Source organism: Flavobacterium suzhouense (genome assembly GCF_042684765.1).
Taxonomy (GTDB): Bacteria; Bacteroidota; Bacteroidia; order Flavobacteriales; family Flavobacteriaceae; genus Flavobacterium; species Flavobacterium suzhouense.
The window spans coordinates 220963-239096 of the sequence record NZ_JBHUMD010000026.1 but is presented as its reverse complement, the minus strand read 5'-3'; the positions used below and the strand labels follow the sequence as shown (position 1 = coordinate 239096).

Sequence of the window (18134 nt, the reverse complement as noted above, 5' to 3'; positions counted from 1 at the left end):
GATAAAGTGTATACCAATTTCGAACCAAAATTACAACTATTTGTTTTTCAGTTATTTACAAATTTAATTTACTTTTTTTAATTCCATTATTTGGAAAATATTCCAATGTGTTATACTTTGATTTCTTCTTTTAGCTTTTCAATAACTATTAAAAGAATATTTTTAATATGGATAAATAAAATAGTAATTTGATTTCGATCAGAAGATTCCTTTGCTATTTTTTCCAAACGCTTAACATCTTCCATAATAGATAAAATCCCCATGCTTTCAATACTGGGCTTAATCTTATGGATAAGTTGGCTAACGAGAGGGAAATCTTCATCAACTAAGGCTTTATCAACCCTATCTATAACATCTTCCGTCTGGCTAATAAAAATAGAAATCATCTTTTGAACAAATTCATTATTTCCCTTACTCATATTATTGAGAATCTTCAAATCATATAATTTTGCTATATCTATTCTTTCTATAATATTTTCGGGTAAAACATCTTTATTAATGGTATATCTGGCTAAAGTTTCGATAAGTACAGACTCTTCAAAAGGTTTTGTGACATAATCATTCATGCCCGCCTCTTTACACTTATCAATTTCACTCTTAAAAGCATTAGCTGTAAGTGCAATTATAGGAGTATCAATTTTTAATACTTCCCTTATTATTTTAGTGGCTTCAATACCCCCCATTTCAGGCATCTGAACATCCATTAATATAACATCAAATTTATCTTTTTTCAAAATGTCAAGTGCTTCAAGACCATTAGTCGCCTCTGTAACTTTACAGTTAAAGTAGTTAAGCGTATAATTAACAACCATCCTGTTCATTTGATTGTCTTCTACTAACAAAATGTTTGTTCCGGCAATATCATGATTTATCTCACTCTGAGGTTTCTTTACATTTTTTAAGACACCCTTCTCAAGTTGAAGAATAATATTAATAGTAGTTCCAACATTTTTTTGGCTTTCAATAGTAATATGCCCTTTCATTAACTGTACAAGCTCCCGTGTAATTGCCATACCTAGGCCAGTGCCTCCAAACTTTCGTGTTGTAGATTTATCTTCCTGAGAAAACTTATTGAAAATTGTATTCGCAAAACTTTGCTCCATACCTATTCCGGTATCAGTAACCGAAATGCACACTTCCTGAAAGTTATTGTTATCTTTTAAAACTTTGCAGTTTAAAGAGATAAATCCCTCTGTAGTAAACTTCAGGGAATTACCAATGAGGTTAAATAGTATCTGCTCTAATCGTAATATATCTCCTTTAAATACATTACCCGTATTTTCAGCAATATCAGAATACAGTTTTAATCCCTTTTCCGTAGCTATGGGTTGCATCACTGTTATTACATTATTTATTGCATCAGAAAAAATGAAATCTTCATCTTCCAAAGACATCTCTCCTGCTTCAATTTTAGAAATATCAAGAATATTATTTATAATAGAAAGCAAATGCTTAGAAGCAATTGCACTATTATCAACATATTTCTTTTGAGTTTCAGACAAGCCCTGTCTCTCAAGTTCTCTCAAGAAACCAATAATTGCATTTAGTGGTGTCCTTATCTCATGACTCATATTGGCAAGAAAAGCTTCTTTAGCTTTTGATGCTTCCTGGGCTTTAATTTTTTCACTTTCCAGTTCAAGTTCCATCTGTTTCTGCTCAGTAATATCAAGATGAATACCTATCGATCCAACCAGATTCCCTTTGTCATCATAATTAGGTGCTCCACCAACAGCCCACCATCTCAACTCACCTCTTTTATTTCTTACCGGAATCTGATATACATCCGAAATACCGTTTTTGCGCAAACGGTTCTTATCTTTCATTACTTCAATATTTTCACCAAAAACAAAAGTATCCAAAGCACTCAATCCAATAAGTTCATCGACTTCAAAGCCGCTCATTTCGGCAAAACTTTGGTTTGCAAACTGTATAACCTCTTCCGTGTTTACTTCTATAAGTCCTAAATTAATATTTGCTATAATATTTCTGTACTTCTCTTCCTGTAATCTTAATTTAGCCTCCCCTTTCTTCCTTTCAGATATATCCTGAATAAACGAACAGAAGAAAACCTCTCCATCCTGCTCAAGTGGTATAATTGAAATTTCTATAGGAAATTCAATGTTATTCTTATTAACAGCCGGAAGCTCAATTTGCTTATTTAAAACAGGTCCCTCACCAGTCTCAACGTAATGCTTTAAGCCATCAAAATGTTCTTGTTTATGTCTATTAGGAATAATCGTATCATTAAGTGTTTTTCCTAATACTTCATCTCTCTTCCATCCAAAAATAACTTCTGCCTGATTATTCCAGAAAGTAATTTTTCCATTTATGTCAATAGTAATTATTGCATTTAATGAAGAATTCATAATTATACGATTACGCTCTTCACTTTGTTGTAATAAATTTTTACTTATAATCTTTTGAGTAACATCTGTAGACTTCCATAAATGTCCTATAAATGTTTCTTCAACTATAATAGGGATATAGTCTCTTTCTAAAAAACGGCCATCAATAGTCTCAAGTATTTCACCGGTTACTATATCCTTGTTTTTAATTATTTCAACAATCCTGTTTTTATAAGCATCAGGGTCTTTAAAAAGTGCTGTTACATCGTTTAAATAATAATCCGGTTTTTTTCCCATCATATCCACTGGAGAAGCATGGATATTCCTTATATCGCATAAATGCTGATTTACATATAATATTGTATCAGTATTATCTATAAATAATATTCCTGACTGAATGTTATCAAGCAGTACCCTTAAAAATTCTGCCGTTTCAAAAAGTTTTTTTTCAGTCTCCTTTCTCTTAAGAATTTCGTCACTTATATATCTTGAAATAAAAAGCAGGTCATTTTGTTTTATTTCATCTTCAAAGTTTTTGTCACTTTTTAATTCAGTAAGGCTTTTATAGAGATTAGAAATAGATTCCTGCTTTAATTCATATTCTTTTTTTAAATTCTGATTGACCTCATGATATTCTTTTTCACTTTCTTTAAAAGAGTGATCCATTAAATCTTTGTCTCTTTCAAAAGATATATAGGAATCATTAACAGCTTTAATGAAAGACTGAAACGAAGGATTATCAATTAAATCTGTAGGTATATATTTATTTATCTGTCGCTGTAAAAGCTTATGATTATTCATGTTAATCAATTTCATTTAATGAAGTTATCGTCATCGTCTGATTATGAAGCACACAATCGGCAAAAGGTTTCAAAGGAGAAATTTCACCGTAAGAATAAAATCCTATCAGCATTGTCTCTTTTCCAAAAATTTCAGAAACAGCTTCAACTTCTTCATCAATACGGCTTCCTAAAATAAGTTTCCTTCCTACACAACTTATCAATAATGCTAACTTAGGTGTAAAACTATTAATATCAAGGCATGCTCCTGCTGCACCACTTGCGGCATCAATCAGCCTGTCAAAATTAGCTTTCATAAAACGTACCTTACTTCCTTCAGGAATATCTCCCGCAAAAGTCATTGTACTGTGATCTTCATCAATTGAAAGTATGGTTCTAACTAATGGCTCCTCATTATCTTCCATCTTTATTGCTAATGGAAAAAGAAGTGCCGAGCCCGGCAATTCCTCAGCATACTTTCCCAAATAGCTTTTATATAACTCCAATACATTCTTATCATCAATTTCAGAAAGAACATTCTCTTTCGATTTGGTTACTGTCCTTTCAAGCCCGAAACTCTCCCAGCCACCTAATGATCCATGTGACACCATTAATTTATCGCCATAGAATCCCAAAGCAACAATTTGTCCCTGAGATGGCAATTTATTTAATCCCACAACGGTCTTTTCAAATCGGGCAGCATCACCTGCAAGGCCGCCCATTATAAGAACATCATCAGTTTTCGAAGCATTCATTCCTTTCACAAGTTCGCTTCCATTAACAAGTCCCCCATCTGAGATAACCAGTACAAATTTTAAATTAACAGGATCAATATTCTGCATTAAAACCTTACCGGCTTCATAACTGTTAGGAAAATCAGAAATATTTACTTCCGAGCTCTTTACAACTGTAGAAGAAAATTTAATAATTGTAAATGAAATTGTATTGTCAAGAACTTCAGTTCCGTTTATCTCACCGGAAGAAGAACACAAGACTAACTTAGACACCGGAAACTTCTCTTTAACCTCAGTGTAAACTGCTTCACTAGAAACCAGTTCCCTTGACCCGAAACCAAGTACGAGGTCAGCATCAGCTAAAATCAAATTCTCATCATTTTTTTCCTGTTCAAAAGAACCATTCCTGAATAATATTGAAGCTACTTTCATTTAGTTGGATTTTTCGGTTGCTTGAATTAAGTTATATATTGTTGATTTGCCAATATCTAATTGCCTGGCAGTTTTTAATACATCATTATTGTTTTTTTTCAGATAGTGCATTATAATTTCATGCGTAAACTCTTTCAGTGTTTTTTCTTCGGACAGGAAAAAATCAGTATTATTTATACTCGAAAAAGTAAGATCGTAATCTAAAATTTCATCATTTTCACACATCACGCAAGCTAAATCCATAACAGATTTAAGTTCCCGAATGTTACCCGGAAAAGAATATTTTAACAATCTGTCTTTAGCTTCCTTAGACAAAACTGGAGGTTTCATCCTATTCTCTTTAGCAAACATATCAATAAAGTGTTTTGCTAACAGCAGTACATCGTTACCTCTCTCTCGTAATGGCGGAAGCTCAATAGGTAACCCTATAATTCTGTAATATAAATCTTCTCTAAAATTCCCTTTCTTAACTTCTTCTTTTAAATCCTTATGGGTAGCAATTATAAGTCTCGCATCAAATTTTATTCTTGAAGTTCCTCCTAAACGTACCACTTCCCTTTCCTGTAAAACTCTTAATAATTTACTCTGAAGGTTTAGATCAAGCTCCGCTATTTCGTCTAAAAAAATGGTTCCTCCATTAGCCTGTTCAAACTTTCCAATGGTTTTAGTGTCTGCACCTGTAAAAGCCCCCTTTTCATGTCCAAAAAACTCACTCTCTACGAGTTCTTTAGGAATAGCCGCCATATTAACCGCTATAAAGGGCTTATTTTTTCTCTCGGAATTGTAATGAATTGCTGAGGCCACTACCTCTTTACCTGTACCGGTTTCACCAGTTATAGAAACATTAATATTACTTCTAATCGATTTATTAATCTTATTAAAAACATCCTTAATAGCTTCACTTTGTCCTATGATGGTATTTTCAAAACTGAATTTTTGTTCAAGCTTTTCCTTAAGCTCTTCGACTTCATTTATAAGATGTAAATTCTCTCTGATCTTAAGAATAGAATTCCATAATATATCCTTGGTATGTACATTCTTTACGATATAATCCCTCGCACCAGACTTTAAAAAATTTACAGCTACTTCGATATCTTCCTGACCACTGATTATAATAATGGGAATTTTATTATTCGACTGATGGACCTTTTTAAGCAGTACATCTCCTTTAATATCAGGCAACCCAAAATCAAGGCAAATTATATCCGGCTTTAAAAATAAATTATCCAGACATTCTTTACCTGTCTTAAAAAGATGAACATCGAAATCGGGATTGAGTTTTAAATGATACTTTAATGTTTCTCCAAAAAAAGAATCATCTTCAACCAAAAATATCTTAAGTGATGTCATAAATTTATTAGTATTTATAAGCAATACTAATGTACAAAATTTAAGTAATATCTTAAAAAAATAAAACTAACAACAGTCAATTTATCAAAATTAAACTTAAAAAAATATATTATAATCAATCATATTGTTATTTGTATTTTGAATTATTAACAAAAAAACAACAAACAAGTCTTTTCTTTATCATTTTAGTCAAATTTGAACAGAAAATATTATATCATCGGGTATATTTCTTACATTTACTCTGTTCAAAATAAGATTTATACTGCTTAAAAATGCTACTTAAAATAAACATAAAGAGATTCTCTCTATGCCTTCTTTTTTTACTGGTTACAAATATCCTGATGTCAAATACAAAAGAGGTTTGTGACTCTCTAATTAGTAAAGGTGTAGAGTCATTCAAAAAAAGGGATTATATACATTCTTTAGAGTTTTTTACAGAAGCTCGGTCAATTGCCAATAAATATAAGTGGGACAGACAACTTTATGATGCTACTTTTCACATAGGAAATACCTACTATGAAATGTTTGACTATGGAGAAGCATTAAATTATTTTCTGGAAAGCTACACCATTGCATTAAGTAAATTAGACGCTAAGGATGAAATTGCATCCCTTAATAACATTGCTAATCTTTATACCAAAGAAAAGATTTATGATAAAGCTTTAGAATATTACACTAAAGCCTATGAACTGGCAAAAGAAAAAAATATTGATGCAAGAAAAGGCCTCCCTGTAATGAATATAGGATACATCTATAACAAACTCGAGAAACCTGAAAAAGCCCGATATTATTTAAAAGAATCATTAAAATATTTAGAAGAAGAATATTTACTCTCTGCAAAAATTCTTTTGATAGAAAACGATCTCTTGTTGGGCAATAGTCACATTGCAAGAAAAGAGGCTTTTGAACTATTAAACAACCCTGATTATTCTAATGCATTAAACGTAGATGTTTTTCTATGGTCACTAATATCTAAAAGTTACTTAAGTGAAAACAATTACGAAATGGCTTCTCAGTTTGCTTTAAAAGTCCTTGATAAAAAGCCGGTTATCGACATAAAAAAAGACACTTATCAGTTATTATCCGACATCTTCAAAAAAAGTGGTAATCTGGAAAAAGCATTATCATATAAAGATTCAATCATTGATACCGAGAAAAGACTGAACGATATAAAAAACGGACGATTGTTTGAAAATAACAGGGTAAAGTTTGAAATACAAGATTATAAAGAACAATTACAGCAAAAAGAAGATAAAATTGTACATGAGAGATGGATTTTATATTGTTCAATTACGATTATATTAATAATAGTACTTTTTTTAATTATTATTTTAAGACAAAAAAATATTGTAGCAAAGAGAAATCAGGAAAATAGCGAACTTAATCTTCTGCGAGAAAAAAACAATAGCCTGATACTTGAACAAAAGGTTTTAAATTCTGCAAAAGAACAAGAACGTCTGAAAAACGAAATTGACACCAGAAACAGAAAACTCTCAGCAAAAGCTTTGCATCTTTCCGGGCGTAATGAATTAATTGAGGAAATATTAAACTACCTTTCAAAAAGACCTAAATATTCAAAAGACAGCACCTTAGCTTCTTATGTAGAATCACTCAAGCATCATATAAAAACTGATAATGACTGGGATGACTTTATTTCTCATTTTCAGGAAGTGAACTCCGGTTTTCTTTCCAGGCTAAAAACAGCTCATCCAACTTTAAATATTAGTGAAATTAGATTCATTGCTTATATGTATATGAACTTATCATATAAAGAAATTGCCTATTTACTTAACATAACATCGGATGCTTGCAAAAAAAGAAAAGAACGCCTTGTTAGTAAAATGGAAATACCAAAAGACTTGGATTTGTATGAATACATAGCAAATCTATAGCTATTAAAATTACGATATTAAATTGTAAAAACATTAAATAATTCGTACAAAAAAGAAACATATAGTAAATTACTGATAACATTTTAGCAATCTAACTCATAAAAAAACCAATAATTTACAGTCTTCTAAAAAGACACCTTTTTTAAACACAAACAACTAAATGTCAAATAGTTATAACAATGTTGTCACCAATAATCTAGCTATATGTCACTATTTTTATACATATAAATAAGAACAAAAACAGAAAAGGAATCTTAACAATTCTTAACATTGCTATAATCTTACTGTTAAAACAGCATAAGGTTTAAATTAAATTAACTTAAACTACATTAACAATGAAAAGAATTACTTTAATGATCTTCGGATTGTTGATGTCCTTTTTTGCGTATGCGCAGTTACCTGTGGAGCACTTCGATGATCCATGGACAGGTAGTCCGGCAGCACCACCAAACTGGGTCGTCATAAATCAATTCGGACCATTACAGACCTGGATCCAGACGATTCCGGGCAACACACAGCAACCACCTTATGGGGGTTCAGGACACTCTGCGTATCTTCAAAAGGAGAATGTAGCACCAACTGACGCAATCCCGGCAGACTGGCTTGTTACTAAAGCTTTCCCTATGGTAGCAAATGCTGAACTAAGATTTCAGTCAAGGCTTACTATTGCGGGTGACAACGGCGGTATATACAAAGTATACCTCATGCCAGATACAGGAGCTACACCAACTCCTGCAGACTTTAACAGTAATGCAGCTTTCCTTTTAACAACCTATTCTGAACTGACACTTAACCCGGTTCAGACGGAATGGACTGAAAAAATCATTACTATACCGGCAAATGCTTTATGGGCACCGGGAACACAGGTTAGAGTAGCTTTCCTTATGGAAGGTGATGATAAAGATCGTTGGTTTATAGACGATGTAAAGGTTAGTGCTTTATGTGTGCCACCAGTTACTCCGGTAATTACAGCATCTACAACTACAACAGCATCACTAAGCTGGACAGACAATATTGCCAGTGAATGGGAAATTGAAGTTGTAGAGGATGGTCTTGCGGCAACCGGTTCAGGAGAAGTTTACAGCGGTACCCTTCCTTATGTAAAAACGGGTCTTACGGCTTGTACTGCTTATAAATTCTACGTTCGTTCTTTGTGTGATGACGGAGGTATCAGCCAATGGGTTGGTCCAACATTATTCAAAACAAGGTGTCAGGGAGATACGTGTGCTGATCCAATTGTTTTAGGATCGGGTAATCAGAGCGCCTCAGGTAATACTTCCGACAACAGTGACTTTTATGAAGGCCTGCCTGGTACAGGCTGTGGTAGTTCAGGAAACTACCTGGCAGGAAATGACGTAGTATATTCATACACTCCTAACGTAACAGGAAATTACAATATAACCCTGACAGGTACAGGGGGACCGGCAGGTCTTTTTGTATATAATAACTGTACTAGTATTGGTGTTTCGTGTTTAACAGGTGGTCTTGCATCTGCAACATCTGCATATAATAATGCTTCATTTGCTATGACAGCTGGTACCACCTATTATTTTGTAATATCTACAAACGGTACTCCGCAAACAACACAGTATACTTTAATAATACAACAGGTATTCTGTCCGCAGCCTACAGGTGGTAATGTAACCGGTATTACGGGAACAACAGCGACATTAGGCTGGAATCCCGGAACAGTAGGTGCAACCTCCTGGCAAATGGCTGTACAACCAGCCGGTTCAGGATTGCCATCTGCTGCTAACGCTAATACAGTAACCTCAAATACAGGGAATACAGTAGGAAGCACTACGGGTGCAACAATTACTCCCTTTACCCCTGCTACAGCTTACGAATTTTATGTAAGAGAAAATTGTGGTAATGGTAATTATAGTATATGGGCAGGCCCCTATGTGTTTAACACAAGTCAGGTTGCGACTCAGTTAGACTATTATCAAAATTTTGATGGAGCCGATTCAGGCTTTACTCTGTCAAACGGAACAGAGATTAATAAATGGTTTGTAGGCACTGCAACTAACTTCAGTCCAAATAAATCACTTTACATATCGAATAATAACGGCGTTAACAATGCTTATTCAGACGGAGCTTCTTCAATAGTTCATGCATACAAAACGCTAATATTGCCTGCCACAGTAGATCAGTTAAGCCTTTCATTCCAATGGAAAGCTTTTGGTGAATCTTGTTGTGACTTCATCAACGTATGGCTTGTACCTGATTCATTTACTCCTACACCAGGTTCACAAATAACAGATAGCGATGGTATCAGAATAGGTACAAATCGTAATCTTAGTATGAACTGGCAAGCCTCAAATAATATTATCACTCCCCCTGCATCTTGGGACGGAACTCTAGTTAAACTTGTATTTGAGTGGACGAATGACGGCAGCGTTGGATCTGCCCCTCCGGCAGCAATTGATAATATTGAATTTAAGGTTGTTACATGTCCTCAGCCAAGTGACCTGATTGTACAGGATCTAAACGTTACTCAGGCAGTAGTTGAATGGACAGCTCCATCTGTTGTTCCGACAACATATGATGTTTATGTATCACAAACCAACACAGCACCTGTAGCCAGTACCGCACCAACGCAAACTGTACCGGGCACGCAAACAACTGCTACTATAACTCCATTAATTACATCTGCTAATTATTTTGTGTGGGTAAGATCTCATTGTAGCGATACTGACATTAGCTTCTGGACGGGACCTGTAATGTTTACTACACCTCAGATTCCGGCTACTATGCCATATGCTCAGAACTTTGATGCTGGCGCACATAATTTTACTTTAGCTAATGGAACCAACAGCCCTAACGAATGGATTGTAGGTACTTCAACAAGCAGTAGCCCAACCCAATCATTATATATAAGTAATGACGGTACAACGTATGGTTATGATTCGTTTAACTTTACAGTAGTTCATGCTTACAGAGACATACAACTACCTGCTAATATTCCATCAGGACAGATTCTTCTGAATTTTGACTGGAAAAGCATGGGGGTTGAATGGGGAAGCGACCTAATGAAGGTTTATATCGCTCCTGTTACATTTACTCCAACTGTAGGGCAGGAAATTAATGAAAGCGGTGATATTGTTAAATCAGGCCCTGATTATTTTGACAATGATCAATGGATAACCGCTAATAATGTTATTGATGTACCTGCAAGCTGGAATGGTACCGTAAGAAGAGTAATCTTTGAATGGAGAAACAGCTGGGGAGGTGGTACTATACCTGCCGCTATTGATAATGTAGGATTAAGTGTAATTACCTGTCCTGCACCTAGTGATTTAGTACTTGATGCTTTAACGATAGATACAGCTACATTCTCATGGACACCTCCTGCTTCTGCACCGGGATCTTATGATTACTATATTTCAACAGACGGAACTTCTCCGGTAGCAACAACAACTCCTACAGGTAATACAATTGACACAACTGTGGCGATTCCGGGACTTGCCGTTTCTACATATTATAATTTCTGGGTAAGAAGTGATTGTGGTGTAGACGGGAAAAGTTTCTGGGTAGGTCCTCTTAAATTTGTAACACCTCAGATTCCGGCTACTATGCCGTATGCTGAGAATTTTGACGGTACACCTCAAAGTTATTCATTCAACACTTCAAATGATAATGAATGGGTTGTAGGTACTGCTACTAGCAACAGCCCTACACAATCGTTATATGTTACTAACGATGGTGGTGTTACTAACTCTTATAATAACAGTAATGGACTTAGCATAGTTCATGCTTACAGAGATATTCAGCTTCCTGCTACAATCGCATCAGGTCAGGTTCTTCTTAATTTTGACTGGAAAAGTGTTGGTGTAGAATGGGGGTCAGATGTATTAAGAGCCTATGTTGCTCCGGTTACATTTAGTCCTATTGCTGGTGAACAGGTTGGTTCTAATCCTAATGTAATAAATGTAGGTCCAGACTTATTCAATAACAACGTATGGAAAACTGCCAATAATGTTGTAAATATTCCTCCATCATGGAATGGCACTATTGTAAGAGTTATTTTTGAATGGGAAAACAGCTGGAGTAGCGGAACTATCCCTGCTGCGGTTGACAATGTAGGATTCTCTGTAATTACATGTTCTGCTCCTACCGATGTTACTTTAACATCTATAGATGAAGATAATGTGACATTTACATGGACAGCTCCTACAAATGCTCCTGAGAGCTATGAGTATTATTTAACTACAAGCCCGGTTCCTCCTGTTGCAGGGACAACACCTACAGGTACAGGTATATCAGGAACATCAGTTACTATATCAGGTCTTCCTGCGAATACTAATTACTTTATATGGATAAGAAGTAATTGTGGAGCGGCTGATGGAAACAGTTTCTGGGTTGGTGGAAACAACTTTAATACACCTCAGGTTCCTGCTGTTCTTCCATATGCAGAAAGCTTTGACGCTGGTGCAGCTGATTATACATTTATCAGCCTTGATCAGCCTAATACATGGGCTGTTGGTGGTGCGACATTCAACACTCCTGCACAATCTATGTATGTAACTAATGATAATGGAGTTTCAAATGCATTCACTAACGATCAGGAATCAATAATCCATGCTTACAGAGATATCGTAATTCCTGCCGGAACAACAGAACTTGACTTTACTTTTGACTGGAAAAGTATAGGCGAAGAATGGGGTGGCGATTACCTTTCTGTATGGATGGTTCCTTTAAGTTATCTGCCTGTTGCCGGTAACCAAATTAACGGTGGTGATGGTGTAGAAATAACCACACAGAATCTTTTCAACAATGGTATCTGGAAAAATGAAAATTTTGTTATTCCTCTTACATCAGCACAAGCCGGTACAACTCAGCGTTTTGTTTTCCAATGGGTAAATAATGCTTGGAGTGGCGGAGAGACGCCTGCAGCTGTAGACAACGTTGAAGCTAAAGTTTTAACTTGTCCTAAGCCTATTGACCTTAACGTTACTGACGCTGGTATGACTCAGGTTACATTAAACTGGACTGAAGTAGGTTCTGCCACAGAATGGGAAGTATATGTAGTTCCGCAAGGAGGTGCAATACCGCAAACAAACACTGTGGGTACTCCTGCCCCAACCAATGGATTCCCTTATCCAGGCTTAACTCCTGCTACGAATTATCAATTCTATGTTAGATCTATTTGTGGTCCTGGTGATAAAAGCCGTTGGAGTGGTCCGTTTAACTTCCACACAAATGTTTGTGAAGTAGTAGATCAGTGTTTATATAACTTTACAATGACCGGCACCGGATGGGGTTGGAATGGTGACACTGTAAGTATCACACAGAGTGGAATTACTGTAGCAACTATTGGAGCCGATTTCACCAGTGGTGAAGGCCCTCAAACTGTTACCATACCTCTTTGTACAGGTATACCTTATCAGGTATACTGGAATAAAGGCAGTTGGGATGAGTCTGGTATAGGATTATCGATTGTAAACAACTTTAACAACCAAACAGTTTTTAACAAAGTTGCCGGATCAGGTGCATCTGAAAGGGAAACAGTTATTTATGAAGGTATGCCATATTGTTCGGTTATTACATGTCCTCAACCTACTAACCTGGTAAGTGAGAGCGTTGTAAACGCTTCTAACACTACATTGCTTAGCTGGACTCCGGGTGGTAGTGAAACACAATGGGAAGTTGTTATACAGCCTCAGGGAGGTGCATTCCCGTCTACTGCTCCAACAACAAGTGTAATTGTAGACCAACCACAATATGTATTGGCAAACGTTTCTGCCGGCACGCTTTACGAATATTACGTAAGAGCTATTTGTGATATGGATACTAATGATAAAAGTTTCTGGTCTGGAGCACTTAGGTTCTCAATCTTTACTCCGCCTGCTTGTGCAGACGTTAGTGTTGTAGATGATGAGCTTAATATTATCGCACCGGATACTGAATATATAATATGTCCTGACGAAGATTTATGCGTAAACTTTAGCGCTAATTATTATGAAGGTGCTGCACAAACAACTTCATATGAAGTAGAAGGTATACCTTATGTGGAACCTTTCCCAACACTTGGCGGTACTGAACTTACCATTGACGTAGATGATATTTGGGGTCCTAGGGTTGTATTGCCATTTGAATTCTGTTTTATGGGAGGCGTTTACAATGCTGCCCAGGTAGGCTCTAATGGTGTAGTAAGCTTTAATGCTGATCAGGCTAATGGCGCATTTAGTCCATGGTCGTTCAGCCAGAGTGTACCTGATACTTCATTCCCGATAAAAAACGCTATTTATGGTGTTTATCAGGATACTAACCCTAATCCGGATAATAATAGTTGGGACAACCCTAACATCAACTATCAGGTATTAGGAAACTACCCTTGTCGTGCATTTGTAGTTAGCTTTAATGAACTTGCGCAATTCGGCTGTAGTACTGACAGCCCAGAAGACCAAGCCATTGGCGCTCAAAGTTCACAAATTGTTATCTATGAGATTACCAACATTATCGAAGTTTACGTTAAACGAAGAGTTCCTTGTACTTCTTGGCAAGGTGGTGTAGGTGTTATTGGTGTGCAAAATGAAGATGGAACTGTAGGGTTTACTGCTCCGGGAAGAAATACAGGTGATTGGTCTGCTGCTAATGAAGCCTGGAGATTTACACCAAACGGAGATCCTACTGCTACCTTCGAATGGTTTAAAGATGGTGAACTTTATAGTACATCTAAAGATATTCAGGTATGTGCACTGCAAGATGGTATAACTACAATGACTGCACGTGCTTCTTATGAGTTATGTAATGGTAACGTTATTGTGAGAGAAAGTGACTTCTCTATAAAAGTTCAGGAGCAGATAATCCCTGCAAATGATCCTGTAGATCTTACTAAGTGTGGTAACGATGTTACTTTCGATCTTAACGAAGCTGTCGCTAATGCATTTGATGCATCTGAAATGCCAAATTATACCTTCACGTTCTATACCACAGAAGCAGATGCTGTAGCTGGTGGTACTAATAATATACCTACTACTTTTGTAACTAATGCTACAACTACTATTTGGGTCAGAATTATGAGAGTTGGACAGCCATGTGCTAAAGTTCTGTCTTTCCAGGCTATCATATCAAACATTCCTCCTAAATTTACTGTTACAGCAGATCAGACTATCTGTGAGGGCGCTTCTGCAACCATTGCAGTAACTCCTGATGCAGGCGAAGATTTCTCAAATGCAACGTATGTATGGGTACTTGATAATGTTACACTACCTGATACAACAAGCTCAATAACTGTAACAGAGGGTGGTACTTATGAAGTAACAGTAACTAAAGAAGGATGTGTGTTTACTATACCTTCTACGGTAACCGTTGTACCAACTCCAGTAGCTGATGCTCCTGAAGATGTTAATGCCTGCGATAGCTACGTGCTTCCTGCATTAACTGAGGGTAATAATTATTATACTGGAGAAAATGGCACAGGAACAATTCTAAGTGCAGGTGAGACAATTACAGCATCTCAACGTCTGTATGTTTATGCCGCTGCTCCGGGTGATGCGCCATGTTTTGACCAAAACTTCTTTGATGTAACAATTACAGCTACACCAGAGTTCTCTTTTGTTGATGAATGTGACTCAAATGTTTACTATCTTGAAGTGGTTAATACTGATGGCTCATTCGATACTGATCGTGCTACTTATGCATGGACAGGTCCTGAAGGCTTTACTGCTACTGATCAAAAAATTGTTCCTTCTAAACCGGGAGAGTATACAGTTACAGTTACGACAGATGCGGGATGTATTAATACAGACATGTTTGAAGTAATAAGCACATCATGTATGATTCCTAGAGGTATCTCTCCTAACGGAGATGGTAGCAATGATAATTTTGACTTATCAGCTTTAGGAGTTAAAAAACTTGAGATATTTAACCGTTACGGTCAGCAATTATACAGTAAGTCTAACTATACCAACGAATGGGTTGGTAATGATGACAAAGGTAATGAGCTGCCTACGGGTACGTACTTCTATATGATTGAACGCTCAAACGGAGAAACTTTAACCGGTTGGGTTTATATCAATAGACAAGAATAATATTTCTTTAAAAAATGTTTATAAGGCTGCCTCTTTTGAGGCAGCTTTTTTTTTCACTAATTCTAAATAATACAAGAGTTAATCTCTTATCGTATAAATAAAAAAACTCCTAATAAAAGATTACATACAATACATTTTTCGTATTAATAAATTCTTTAACTTTATTACAACAAAGCATCCAAATGAAAATAAATTCTGAGAATCACTTTATAATTCGTAGCGGATGGCTAAGGGCTGCAGTACTAGGAGCCAACGATGGAATACTATCCACTACAAGTCTCGCAATCGGAATTGCTGCTGCAAGCACTACCAGAGATCCAATAGTATTAGCTACAATAGCCGGCGTTGTTGCAGGAGCACTTTCTATGGCTGCGGGAGAATATGTATCTGTAAGTTCACAAAGTGATATAGAAAACTCTGATCTGGAACGGGAGAAAAATGAGCTTAAAAATATGCCCGATTCAGAATTAGCTGAACTTACCGATATATATATAAAACGAGGACTTTCAGCCGAGGTCGCACATGAAGTCGCATTACAACTTACTGCTCATAATGCACTTGAAGCTCATGCCAGGGACGAACTTGGCATTAATGAAATCACACAGGCTAAACCTTTTCAGGCTGCAATGGCATCAGCATTTGCTTTTATAGCCGGGGGCATTCTGCCTTTGCTTGTGGCTTTATTTGCCCCTATAAAATCAATGGTAATCCTTCAATATGTTTTTGCTATTGTATTCCTTGCTTTTTCCGGCGCTTTGGCGGCAAAAGCCGGAGGGTCAAACATGCTTAAAGGTATTATACGTATTTGTCTTTGGGGAACGGTTGCAATGTGTACCTCTGCTTTGGTTGGGTATCTCTTTGGTGTTCAGGTAGGATAAAATCGACTATTACATCTTAAGCAAATCTTAAGTTTCAAAATACAATTCACTTTATGGGTTAACGTTATTTTTATAAAACAAAAAAGTATATGAAATTAATTGCCTTATTACTCTTATTTGTGATTCCTACGCAATGGGAGACAGATTTTGAAAATGCTAAAAAAATAGCAAAAGAAAAACACCAGCTTATACTCCTGAACTTCTCCGGGTCAGATTGGTGTGGCCCCTGTATCATTTTAAGAAAAGATTACATTGACAGTCAGGCTTTCCAGTCTATGGCAGGGGAAAACCTTGTAATGGTTAATGCCGATTTTCCCAGAAAAAAGAAAAATCAGCTTTCTGCAGATCAGGTAAAACGAAATGAGGCCCTTGCAGAAAAATACAATAAACAGGGACAATTTCCTTATACCCTATTATTGGATGCTAACGGAAAAGTTATTAAAACATGGTCAGGAAAACCCGAGATAACTGTTGAGCAATGGACTCAGGAAATAAAGAATATCTGTATTGCTAATAAATAATCATACGATTATAAATGAAAACCTTCTCGCAGTCCCTAAAGCTAATGGGCAATAATTTTACTTTTACCGTTGTTGCGGAAAATAACAGCATTGCCCAAACCCATATTGAGACTGCAATTGATGAAATAAGACGTATAGAGAAGTTGTTTACCACATTTAGTGAGAGTAGTCAGACAAGTCTAGTAAACGCTAATGCTGGTATAGCTCCTGTCCAGGTTGATAAAGAGGTATATGAACTAATTGAAAGAAGTATTGCTATCTCAAGGATAACCCAGGGAGCGTTTGACATAACATATGGAAGCATTGATAAAAGCCTTTGGAATTTTGACAAAAGCATGAAAAAGCTTCCTTCTAAAGAAGATGCTTTAAAGATGGTGCATCTGATAAACTACAACAACATTATCCTCAATCCTGAAAATCATACAATATTCTTAAAAGAAAAAGGAATGCGTATTGGTTTTGGTGGAATCGGGAAAGGCTATGCCGCCGAGATGGCCAAAGCCCTACTTATAAAAAAAGGTGTTCAAAGTGGCATTATTAATGCCAGTGGTGATCTTACAGCCTGGGGTTTACAACCAGACGGACGCCAATGGCGCATAGGAATCTCAAATCCCGACAGGCCACAGGACATTTTCTCTTATGTAGATATTTCCGGCAAAGCCGTAGCTACTTCTGGAAATTATGAAAAATACATACTAATTGACGGAAAAAAATATTCGCATACTATTGATCCAAAAACAGGCTTGCCCATATCCGGAATAAAAAGCGTGACTGTTATAAGTGCTAATGCTGAATTTGCCGATGCCATGGCCACTCCTATTGCAGTTATGGGAATAAAAGCAGGACTATACCTTATAGATCAGATTCCTGACCTGCATTGTATCATTATAGACGATAATAATAAAATTTATACCTCCAAAGATATTAACCTTAATTAAAACAACATGAGACGACGTATCTATTGCCTGAGCATTTTGGTACTCGCAGGTGCAGGATCATTTTCCTGTACTTCTGTAAAAGAATACCAGAAAAATAAAATAAATGATGCCGAAATGGCACTTTCCAACCGTAAAGTAGAAAAAACAGAATTAAGTTTTCAGAGTTACAGAGAGGGTTCATCAGGAGCCAATTCAGGAAAAAGCGGCGGTGGCTGCGGATGTAATTAAC

9 protein-coding genes are annotated in these 18134 nt (G+C 36.2%); 6 read left to right on the top strand and 3 right to left on the bottom strand.

What is annotated here, in order from left to right; all coding sequences use genetic code 11:
* Window positions 1-110: 110 nt before the first annotated feature.
* From ACFSR3_RS11800 to ACFSR3_RS11790, 3 genes are read right to left on the bottom strand one after another with little or no spacing between them, the layout of a single operon-like run.
* Window positions 111-3161 (bottom strand): PAS domain-containing hybrid sensor histidine kinase/response regulator, encoded by a 3051-nt coding sequence (locus tag ACFSR3_RS11800; RefSeq protein WP_379821178.1) that lies wholly within the window; start codon window positions 3159-3161, stop codon window positions 111-113.
* Window positions 3148-4290: an FIST signal transduction protein gene (locus tag ACFSR3_RS11795; RefSeq protein ID WP_379821176.1), complete on the bottom strand. Its 1143-nt coding sequence runs from the start codon at window positions 4288-4290 to the stop codon at window positions 3148-3150. Before ACFSR3_RS11795 ends, ACFSR3_RS11800 begins: the two co-directional genes overlap by 14 nt.
* Window positions 4291-5640 carry a sigma-54-dependent transcriptional regulator gene (locus ACFSR3_RS11790; protein WP_379821175.1) on the bottom strand — a complete coding sequence of 450 codons (1350 nt, stop codon included), beginning with the start codon at window positions 5638-5640 and terminating at the stop codon, window positions 4291-4293.
* 341 nt (window positions 5641-5981) lie between these two features.
* On the opposite strand from ACFSR3_RS11790, the gene ACFSR3_RS11785 reads away from it, so the two are divergent.
* From ACFSR3_RS11785 to ACFSR3_RS11760, 6 genes are all read left to right on the top strand, one after another.
* Entirely contained in the window at window positions 5982-7532 is a 1551-nt protein-coding gene (locus ACFSR3_RS11785; protein WP_379821174.1) for a tetratricopeptide repeat protein, read from the top strand.
* 335 nt (window positions 7533-7867) lie between these two features.
* Window positions 7868-15568: a fibronectin type III domain-containing protein gene (locus tag ACFSR3_RS11780; RefSeq protein ID WP_379821173.1), complete on the top strand. Its 7701-nt coding sequence runs from the start codon at window positions 7868-7870 to the stop codon at window positions 15566-15568.
* A gap of 182 nt (window positions 15569-15750) precedes the next feature.
* Window positions 15751-16446: a VIT1/CCC1 transporter family protein gene (locus tag ACFSR3_RS11775; RefSeq protein WP_379821172.1), complete on the top strand. Its 696-nt coding sequence runs from the start codon at window positions 15751-15753 to the stop codon at window positions 16444-16446.
* Window positions 16447-16535: 89 nt separating this feature from the next.
* Window positions 16536-16967 carry a thioredoxin family protein gene (locus ACFSR3_RS11770; RefSeq protein WP_379821170.1) on the top strand — a complete coding sequence of 144 codons (432 nt, stop codon included), beginning with the start codon at window positions 16536-16538 and terminating at the stop codon, window positions 16965-16967.
* A gap of 14 nt (window positions 16968-16981) precedes the next feature.
* The gene (locus ACFSR3_RS11765) at window positions 16982-17905 is read left to right on the top strand and encodes an FAD:protein FMN transferase (protein WP_379821168.1); all 924 of its coding nucleotides are present in this window, start codon (window positions 16982-16984) and stop codon (window positions 17903-17905) included.
* A gap of 6 nt (window positions 17906-17911) precedes the next feature.
* Window positions 17912-18133: a DUF4266 domain-containing protein gene (locus ACFSR3_RS11760; RefSeq protein ID WP_114757965.1), complete on the top strand. Its 222-nt coding sequence runs from the start codon at window positions 17912-17914 to the stop codon at window positions 18131-18133.
* Window position 18134 lies beyond the last annotated feature (1 nt).

Coding starts and splice junctions, on each gene's coding strand:
- ACFSR3_RS11775 (WP_379821172.1), top strand. CDS start 15,751: ATGAAAATAAATTCTGAGAATCACTTTATAATTCGTAGCGGATGGCTA.
- ACFSR3_RS11795 (WP_379821176.1), bottom strand. CDS start 4,290: ATGAAAGTAGCTTCAATATTATTCAGGAATGGTTCTTTTGAACAGGAA.
- ACFSR3_RS11765 (WP_379821168.1), top strand. CDS start 16,982: ATGAAAACCTTCTCGCAGTCCCTAAAGCTAATGGGCAATAATTTTACT.
- ACFSR3_RS11785 (WP_379821174.1), top strand. CDS start 5,982: ATGTCAAATACAAAAGAGGTTTGTGACTCTCTAATTAGTAAAGGTGTA.
- ACFSR3_RS11770 (WP_379821170.1), top strand. CDS start 16,536: ATGAAATTAATTGCCTTATTACTCTTATTTGTGATTCCTACGCAATGG.
- ACFSR3_RS11760 (WP_114757965.1), top strand. CDS start 17,912: ATGAGACGACGTATCTATTGCCTGAGCATTTTGGTACTCGCAGGTGCA.
- ACFSR3_RS11800 (WP_379821178.1), bottom strand. CDS start 3,161: ATGAAATTGATTAACATGAATAATCATAAGCTTTTACAGCGACAGATA.
- ACFSR3_RS11790 (WP_379821175.1), bottom strand. CDS start 5,640: ATGACATCACTTAAGATATTTTTGGTTGAAGATGATTCTTTTTTTGGA.
- ACFSR3_RS11780 (WP_379821173.1), top strand. CDS start 7,868: ATGAAAAGAATTACTTTAATGATCTTCGGATTGTTGATGTCCTTTTTT.